The sequence below is a fragment of the Flavobacterium sp. GW823-FHT06G12 genome (assembly GCF_058794775.1).
Genome location: NZ_JBXAHE010000008.1, coordinates 22320 through 30936 on the forward strand (window position 1 = coordinate 22320; position 8617 = coordinate 30936).

Annotated in this window: 8 protein-coding genes; all 8 read right to left on the reverse strand. The window is 31.5% G+C overall.

Annotation, left to right across the window (positions count from 1 at the left end):
- Window positions 1–7: 7 nt before the first annotated feature.
- The 8 genes from AC1Q5Z_RS23205 to thrS all read right to left on the reverse strand — a co-directional run bounded on the left by AC1Q5Z_RS23205 (window position 8) and on the right by thrS (window position 8277).
- Entirely contained in the window at window positions 8–1744 is a 1737-nt protein-coding gene (locus tag AC1Q5Z_RS23205) for an ATP-binding protein (protein WP_343589538.1), read from the reverse strand.
- Window positions 1745–1794: 50 nt separating this feature from the next.
- Window positions 1795–3516 carry a tetratricopeptide repeat-containing sensor histidine kinase gene (locus AC1Q5Z_RS23210; protein ID WP_343589540.1) on the reverse strand — a complete coding sequence of 574 codons (1722 nt, stop codon included), beginning with the start codon at window positions 3514–3516 and terminating at the stop codon, window positions 1795–1797.
- Between the two features lie 167 nt (window positions 3517–3683).
- Window positions 3684–4118 carry a carboxymuconolactone decarboxylase family protein gene (locus AC1Q5Z_RS23215; protein WP_198858134.1) on the reverse strand — a complete coding sequence of 145 codons (435 nt, stop codon included), beginning with the start codon at window positions 4116–4118 and terminating at the stop codon, window positions 3684–3686.
- 79 nt (window positions 4119–4197) lie between these two features.
- On the reverse strand, window positions 4198–4770 hold the full coding sequence (locus AC1Q5Z_RS23220; protein WP_278020616.1) for a Crp/Fnr family transcriptional regulator: 573 nt from the start codon (window positions 4768–4770) through the stop codon (window positions 4198–4200).
- Window positions 4771–4916: 146 nt separating this feature from the next.
- Entirely contained in the window at window positions 4917–5261 is a 345-nt protein-coding gene (rplT, locus tag AC1Q5Z_RS23225) for a 50S ribosomal protein L20 (protein WP_008464948.1), read from the reverse strand.
- Window positions 5262–5445: 184 nt separating this feature from the next.
- Window positions 5446–5643: a 50S ribosomal protein L35 gene (gene rpmI / locus AC1Q5Z_RS23230; protein WP_008464950.1), complete on the reverse strand. Its 198-nt coding sequence runs from the start codon at window positions 5641–5643 to the stop codon at window positions 5446–5448.
- A 116-nt stretch (window positions 5644–5759) separates the two neighbouring features.
- Window positions 5760–6314 carry a translation initiation factor IF-3 gene (infC, locus tag AC1Q5Z_RS23235; RefSeq protein ID WP_095931668.1) on the reverse strand — a complete coding sequence of 185 codons (555 nt, stop codon included), beginning with the start codon at window positions 6312–6314 and terminating at the stop codon, window positions 5760–5762.
- A gap of 16 nt (window positions 6315–6330) precedes the next feature.
- Window positions 6331–8277, reverse strand: a complete 1947-nt coding sequence (gene thrS, locus AC1Q5Z_RS23240; protein ID WP_492447078.1) for a threonine--tRNA ligase — start codon at window positions 8275–8277, stop codon at window positions 6331–6333.
- Window positions 8278–8617 lie beyond the last annotated feature (340 nt).

Consider the following 8617-nt stretch of genomic DNA (forward strand, 5'->3'; position numbering starts at 1 on the left):
AATTGTCTTATATTGGAAATTTGAAACTTATTTTAAAACCATTTTCTGATTCTTTGTCAAAATTAAGAGTTCCTTTTATTGTTTTAATACGGTTTTCCACATTTTGTAGTCTTTTTTCTAAAATAAAATATTCAGAGCTTATTTTTTTACCATTATCGATATACACTATTTGAATGTTTCTTTCTTCTTTTTTAAACGTTATACTCGCTAGAGATGCATCATTCAGTGTTTTCATGTGATCAAGGATTTCCTGAAGAACACGAGAAACAGTAATTTTTTTTACGCGGTCAATTTTTTTCCATGAAAAAGCATTTAGACCATTTACAATTATATTTAGCTTTTGGTTGGTGTATCCAGAAATCATTTCTTTCAAATCTTTTTCGAAATTTTCGTTGGTAGCGATTTCACTATTTTCTCGAGAAATATTTCTGGTTTTGGAGTAAATGTTATTTAAATAGAATAAAAATTTTTCTTTGTTTTCTTCTTCTTCGAGGTTGTAGTTTTCTGTAAAGGATAAAATTTTGTCAATGTCTTTTTCAAGTTCAAATTGTAATTTTTCAGAAATACGCATTTCATTCTTAAAAACTTCGTTATTGCTTTCCTTTCTGCCTTTCGTAATTACATAAAAAATGATGAAGACTAAGCTTCCAATGCTGACAAAAATTACAACATAAGAAATGTAGCTTCTGTTTTTTTGCCTTTGTAATTCTAATTCTTTTTCTGCTTTTTGGTTTTTGAGTTCTAAATTTTCGTCTTTATCTTTTTTTGAATTATATATAGCATCAGCAAATTGATTTTTTGCTTTTTTTCTGCTAACAGCAAGACTGTCAATCATTCTACTATAAACTTCCCAATGTTTTTTTGAATTCTTAGCATCGTCGGCCTCAATAAGTCCAGTTAGCATATTGATTTGATTTGTTATAGATTTTGCTTTTTTAGCGCAATTGTAAGCTTTTATTGCATTGATTTTCTTTAACTCTGGATTGTTGTATTTTGAATAATATAGATAAAAAGCATAATAATTTCCAATTAGTTCGTAATCATCGTTTAATGTAAGAGTCACTTCTAAACTTTCGTTAAGACACTTAAAAGCTTGTTCTTTATGATTTCCAAGTCTTAGGTAAGAAAGACCTAAATTATATAATATAGATGCACGCTGAATATTTGTATTCGAAGGAGTTATTTTATCTTCAATTTTATATTTTACAAGCGGTTCTAATAAATTTACTGCTTCTTGATATTTTTTTTGTTGCATATAGGTAAATGCAATTTCAGACAAAATTCGTGCTTTTCTAAACGTTGATACGGCTTTTTTTAATGCTTTTTTATGATAGTGCAAAGCCTTTTCGTTGTCATAAGTATAGTAGTAGTGATAAGCCATAAATGTATAAGCATTAACAGCATACTTTACATTTGTTGTTTTATCTAAGTAAGGAAAAGCTTTTATAAGTTTAGTTTCGGCTTCATAATAATCGCCATTTCGCTGCAATATTTCTACACTATTGTTTAAAGAGCCAACATAATCATCTGCATAATCTTCTATTGGAACACATAGTGATTGTGTTTTGTTGAAATAAAAAATGGCACTGTCGGTTTTTCCAGAATCCCAAAAAGCATTTGCCTTGTCCATCGTTTGCTTGATTTCGACGGAGTGATCGGTTTTGGCGTGATTTATTTTAAGGCTTTTTGCCCAAGAAATAGGTGTAGAATAATATAATGCTAAACCTATAAGAGAGATTAACAAGCAAAAAAGGAAGATTTTTTTTTGAAAAAAGTTGCGTAAGTATTTAATCATTATGCTGGAAATTTAATTAAAACTTTAAAACCTTTTCCAAAATCTGAATGAATATTTATCTCGCCTTTAATGGCATGAATTCTATTTTCAATATTATGTAAACCATTTTTTAAAACCATTTTGTTTATATCGATTCCTCGTCCGTTATCGGTATAATTAATTATTATGCTATTATCGAGCTCTTTAAAAGTTAGTGCAACTAAACTCGCACCACTATGTTTTTTCATGTTCACAAGTAATTCTTGTATAGAACGATAAACAGCTATTTTTTTAGTTCTGTCAATAGAATCCCATGAAATGGTATCCAAACCATTTATCATAAGATTTGTGGTTGGTGTATTAAATCCTGAAATCATTTCTTTAATCAAAACTATATAATTTTGATTGCTTATGGTTGGAGTATTTTCCTTTGAAATATTTCTTGTTCGAGAATAAATATCTTCTAATCTTTTTAATAGATGATTTTTATTTTCTTGAGTAGAAATGTTTCTATTTTCGACAAATGCCATTGTGTGATAAATGTCATTGGCAAGTTCGTCATGTAATTTTTTTGAGATTCTGGTTTCGCTTTGATATGTTGCTTCTATTTTTTGACGATTGGCTCGTGAGGTCAGAAAAAAATAAATGAAAACGATTAGGGCAGATGCAAATATGATTACTATATAGGAAATAATATTACTGTTTTCTTGTTTTGCTAACTGAAGTTCATTTTTAATTTTTTGAGCTTTTAATTTTAGATTTTCCTCTTTTTCTTTTTTAGTGTCATATTTAATTTTTGCAAATTGATTTTTTGCTTGTTGCCTTACTTCAAAAATGCTATCTATTGCACTTGTATAAATAAGCATATTTTTTTTTGATTCGACATCGGGACTATTTTCTATTATATATTTTAAAGCAAGTAATCGCTCATCTATATTACCTGATAATGTATAATTTTTATAGCTTAATTTAGCGTACGTCATTGCTAAACCAGTATTGCTTTTTTGATAGAATTGAGAAAGATTATAATAGGTTTTGCCTAAGCCCTCTAAATAATTTGCTTGAGACTTTATTTTTAAGCTCTTTCTAAAAAACGAAAGTGCTCTTGGATCTTCTAATTTATAATAGCAGTATCCTATGTAATCTAATATTTTGGAATAATTTTCAGGACTATCTTTTAAGATCTTCTCTTTACTTATTGAAAGAAAAATGGGAAGCGCTTTTTCAAACTTATGTTGTTTTATATAAATAACAGCGATATTGTTTTTTGCTTCAAGTTTATTTATCCTGTCAATTTTTAAAGTAAATGCCTTAGAGTAATAATAAATTGCAGTTGGGTAATCGTAAGTATAAAAATAGTTCCTTCCTAATACACTGTAGATATTCCAGATATAATTAGAGTCTTTTATTTGATTTAGAAACGGAATTGTTTCTATTGCTGTTTTTGTACTACCAACAAAATCTTCATGTTTTTGCTGAATTTCGGCCATATAGTACATGCAATAAACATAATTCTTTACATCGTCTTTCAGGTTGCTATTTGCTCTTGCCTTATTGTATAAATAAAATGCACTGTCTAACTGTTTGTTTTTATAAAAGAAGTCGGCAGAACGAATCGTTTTTTCTATTTCGATTTTATTGTTTGCAATTTTTTCTACCGGTTTTTTCTTGTTTTGGCACGCAAAAAAAAATACAAAAATGAAAATTGTATAAAAGGTAATTTGTATTTTTTTTGGAATCATGCGCCAAAAATAAATAATTTTATTTCTTACAAAAGCGTATAAATACCTGTTTTTCAAAAATCTCAAAAAAAAGAAAATTCACATTCTGATTTCCAGTGATATACAGAAAGGCCCTCTTGTAGAAGGGCCTGTAATAGTAAATTGCTTGTAAATTTTATCCTTATAAATTATTCTGCACGCATATCGGTTGAAATTCCAATTCGATTCCATGCATTAATAGTAATGATTGCCATAATGATTTCTGCTAGATATTTTTTATCAAATAATTTAGCAGCATTTTGATATACTTCTTCAGAAACGTGATTGCTTATTAATGTTATTTCTTCTGTTAAAGCTAATATTGCTTTTTCTTCATCACTATAAAAATCAGCTTCACGCCAAGCAGTAAGAAGATAAATACGTTGTTCGGTTACACCCAGCTTTCTCGCGTCTGCAGTGTGCATGTTTATGCAATAAGCACAACCATTTATTTGTGATGCTCTAATTTTAATTAACTCTTTATGTACAGGAGATAGAGAAGTAGAAGCAATATATTTTTCTAAACCTAGCATGGCTTGATATGCTTCGGGAGCAACTTGTGGGATAACGATTCTTGAGTTCATCTTTATGTGTTTTAAAATTTCATTACAAAGGTGGGCATTGTATGCTTTTAAAAACTTGAACTACTTCAAGAAATTCAACTCAGAGTTTTCCAGCTCTTATTTTACTCATAAATTCTGCAGAAAAATCCAGATAGGAGGCAAGCATATATTGAGGAACGCGCTGAACAAATTCTGGGAAATGGTCATTAAAGTGATGATATCTTTCTTCGGCTGACATTGTAAATAAGAATTTGATACGCATTTGCATTGCGCCAAAACTTTTTTGAGTAACAATTCTAAAGTATCTTTCAAGATTAGGAATTTCAAGTAGTAATGCCTCTAAAAGGTTTTTGTCAATGGCAATAACTTCTGAGTTTTCAACTGCCTGCAGATAAAAGCTTGATGGTATGTGATTGTGGTAGCTCAAATAATCAGTAATCCACCAGTTTTCTATCGCAAATTGAAGTGTTTGCTCGGTACCTTTAGGATTGATGATATATTGTCTCATACAGCCCTTGACAACAAAATACATTGTATTGCAAATTTGACCTTCTGTGAGTATATGTTCTTTCTTTTTTATATTAGAAATTTCTAGACATGATTCTAATTTATCTATTTCTGAAGGTTCAAGAGTAATAAATTTTTCAATATGGTCAAAAAGCGCTTTGTACATAAGATTATTTTGATTTATACAAAGTTACCTTTTAATTTTTTTCTAAAGACGGAGATTTGAGACTTCTTTAAAGCAAAAAACCATTCGCGTTAACGAATGGTTTTATATAATAAGTAAGTAATCTTAAATTGAGTTTATAAAACGTTTTATTTTACTTTATTAAGAATAGCTTTGAAAGCTTCTGGGTGGTTCATAGCTAAATCTGCAAGAACTTTACGGTTCAATTCGATTCCGTTAGCTTTAACTTTCCCCATGAATTGAGAATAAGACATTCCCTCTAATCTAGCTCCAGCGTTGATACGTTGAATCCATAATGAACGGAAATTTCTTTTATTCTGTTTTCTATCACGGTAAGCGTAGCTCATCGCTTTCTCTACCGCGTTCTTAGCAACTGTCCAAACGTTTTTACGTCTACCAAAGAAACCTTTGGCTTGCTTCATTATTTTTTTTCTTCTTGCTCTTTTAGCAACTGAATTTACCGATCTTGGCATAATTTTAATGTGTTTTTGTAGCAGGCGTCCTGAATTGAATCAAAGGAACTTAAAGCCATACTCCAAGGTTATATAAATAATTTTTTAACCTAAAGAAAATCTTTAGTCTAATGTCTTAAAGTCAAATGTCTAAAGTCAGTATCTGACTTTTAAACTTTATGACTTTCTAACTTTTGACTTATAATTAGATAATTCTTAATTGTTGTTTAATGCTTCTCATATCTGTTTGGTGAACTAGCGCTGAGTGAGTCAAAGCTAATTTACGTTTTTTAGATTTTTTAGTCAAGATGTGACTTTTAAAAGCATGCTTTCTTTTAATCTTTCCAGAACCAGTAACTTTAAAACGTTTCTTAGCGCTAGATTTTGTTTTCATTTTAGGCATTTTTCCTAGTGTTTTAATTTATTCTTACTTACTTATATCTTTAGTCTAAATGTTTAAAAGTTAAAAGTCAAAAGTCAGTTTATGACTTTTGACTTTAAGACTTTCGATCTTAAGACTTATTTCTTTTTCTTCGGAGCAATGAACATAATCATTCTCTTTCCTTCCAAAACAGGCATAGCTTCAACTTTACCATGTTCCTCTAAATCTTGAGCAAGACGTAATAATAGAATCTGACCTTGATCTTTATAAATGATAGAACGTCCTTTAAAGAATACGAAAGCTTTTAATTTAGCTCCCTCTTTTAAGAATTTTTCAGCGTTCTTTCTTTTAAATTCATAATCATGCTCATCTGTTTGAGGACCAAATCGAATTTCCTTTACTACAACTTGAGAAGATTTAGCCTTCAAAGCCTTATCTCTTTTCTTTTGTTCGTAAACAAATTTCTTGTAATCCATGATTTTACAAACCGGTGGTTCCGCATTTGGCGAAATTTCAACTAAATCCAATTCAAATTGGTCAGCTAAACGTAGCGCGTCAGCGATTTTAAAAACCCCAGGTTCAATGTTTTCACCTACAAGACGTACTTCAGGAACACGAATAAGATTGTTTATTCTGTGTGCATCTTTCTTCTCTACTCGAGGTTGAAAACCTCTGTTACTTTTTATTGCTATGACTTTCTAATTTAAGTTAAACTGTAAATACTTTTAATGTCTTTTTTATCTCTTCGTCTACAATCGCAGCAAATTCTTCGATTGAAACTGTGATATTGCCTTTTCCTTCTTGTCCGTGACGACGAATAGAAATCGTGCCATTTTTCTCTTCTTCCTCACCAACGATAAGCATAAATGGAATTTTCTGCATTTCTGCATCTCTAATTTTCTTACCGATAGTTTCATTTCGGTTGTCAATTAGGGCGCGAATTTCGTGATTTTCTAGCAAATCTAAAACTTTTTTAGCATAATTTTCGTATTTCTCGCTCAAAGACAAGATAATAGCCTGCTCAGGCATTAACCAAAGTGGGAAATTTCCTGCTGTATGCTCTAGTAAAATTGCTATAAAACGTTCCATAGATCCAAAAGGAGCTCTGTGAATCATAACAGGGCGATGTAATTCATTATCAGCGCCTTTGTAAGTTAATTCAAAACGTTCAGGCAAGTTGTAATCTACCTGAATTGTTCCTAATTGCCATTGTCTTCCCAAAGCATCTTTTACCATGAAATCAAGTTTCGGACCATAAAATGCTGCTTCACCATATTCGACAACAGTATTAAGACCTTTGTCTTTTGCTGCGTTGATAATTGCATTTTCTGCCTTTTCCCAGTTTTCATCAGTACCAATATACTTGTCTCTGTTTTCCTGATCTCTTAATGAAATCTGAGCAGTAAAGTTCTCAAAGCCTAATGAGCCAAATACGTACAATACAAGGTCAATTACTTTCTTGAATTCCTCGTCCAATTGTTCTGGAGTACAGAAGATATGCGCATCATCTTGAGTGAATCCTCTAACGCGAGTTAAACCGTGTAATTCTCCAGATTGCTCATATCTATATACAGTACCGAATTCAGCATAACGCTTAGGTAGATCTTTATATGACCAAGGTCTTACGTTGTAAATCTCACAATGGTGAGGACAGTTCATTGGTTTCAATAAAAATTCTTCACCCTGAGCTGGTGTATGAATTGGTTGGAAACTATCTGCTCCATACTTTGCATAATGACCAGAAGTTACATAAAGTTCTTTTTGGCCAATGTGCGGACTCACAACTTGCTCATATCCAGCTTTCTTTTGAGCTTTCTTTAAAAATTGCTCCAAACGCTCTCTAAGTGCAGCGCCTTTAGGTAACCATAAAGGCAAACCTTGGCCTACTTTTTGAGAAAAAGCGAACAATTCCAACTCTTTTCCTAATTTACGGTGGTCACGACGTTTTGCCTCCTCAAGAAGTTCAAGATATTCAGTTAAATCTTTTTGTTTAGGGAAAGAAGTTCCATAAACACGAGTCAGCTGTTTGTTTTTCTCATCACCTCTCCAGTAAGCACCAGCAACACTCATGATTTTTACAGCCTTGATTATTCCAGTATTTGGAATATGTCCACCACGGCATAAATCAGTAAAAGTTGCATGATCACAAAAAGTAATAGTTCCGTCTTCAAGGTTTGAAATTAATTCAGTCTTATAAACGTTATCCTTATACATTTCTAGCGCCTCCGCTTTGCTTACCGGACGCATTTTAAAGTCGTACTTTCCTCTAGAGATTTCAAGAATACGATCTTCAATCTTTTTGAAGTCAGCTTCAGAAATCTTTTGATCTTCAAAATCTACATCATAATAGAAACCATTAGCAATTGCGGGTCCAAGAGTTAATTTGATTCCTGGGTACAATTCCTCAAGGGCTTGTGCCATTACGTGCGAAGTCGAATGCCAGAAAGCTTTTTTTCCTTCTGCATCATTCCAAGTATATAGTATAAGATTACCGTCGGTCGTTAATGGAGTTTCGGTTTCAATAGTTGTACCATTAAAAGATGCAGAAATCACGTTTCTAGCAAAACCTTCGCTAATGTTTTTAGCGACCTCCATTGGAGTTACGCCTGAAGCAAACTCTCTAATTGACCCATCGGGTAAAGTAATCTTGATCATTGTTTATAATTTTGTGAATGCAAATATACGTGATTACAAAAATACATACAATATATAAGTACAAGTTTACTCTATTATATATAAGTATGGTCTTTTTCTCTATTATATTATATTATATTATATGTAAAGCTAATTCTTTTTCAAAACCTCACGTCTTTACTTTTTATGTGCATATATAATATAAGTATGGAATATAAGTATGGAATATGATGCTGGGTAGATGGGAAATCTTAAGTTTTATAATAAACAATGATCTTTTGCGGCCGAACCCCTGCCCAAAAAGGATTTCCGCTTGCATCGGGGCCATGGAGGAGCTTTTCTGGAAGGCATTTTTACGTAA

What these genes read in the sequence shown, in the direction of transcription:
- AC1Q5Z_RS23210 (WP_343589540.1), bottom strand. Translation starts at nt 3,516, where the DNA reads ATGATTCCAAAAAAAATACAAATTACCTTTTATACAATTTTCATTTTT.
- AC1Q5Z_RS23215 (WP_198858134.1), bottom strand. Translation starts at nt 4,118, where the DNA reads ATGAACTCAAGAATCGTTATCCCACAAGTTGCTCCCGAAGCATATCAA.
- AC1Q5Z_RS23220 (WP_278020616.1), bottom strand. Translation starts at nt 4,770, where the DNA reads ATGTACAAAGCGCTTTTTGACCATATTGAAAAATTTATTACTCTTGAA.
- rplT (WP_008464948.1), bottom strand. Translation starts at nt 5,261, where the DNA reads ATGCCAAGATCGGTAAATTCAGTTGCTAAAAGAGCAAGAAGAAAAAAA.
- rpmI (WP_008464950.1), bottom strand. Translation starts at nt 5,643, where the DNA reads ATGCCTAAAATGAAAACAAAATCTAGCGCTAAGAAACGTTTTAAAGTT.
- thrS (WP_492447078.1), bottom strand. Translation starts at nt 8,277, where the DNA reads ATGATCAAGATTACTTTACCCGATGGGTCAATTAGAGAGTTTGCTTCA.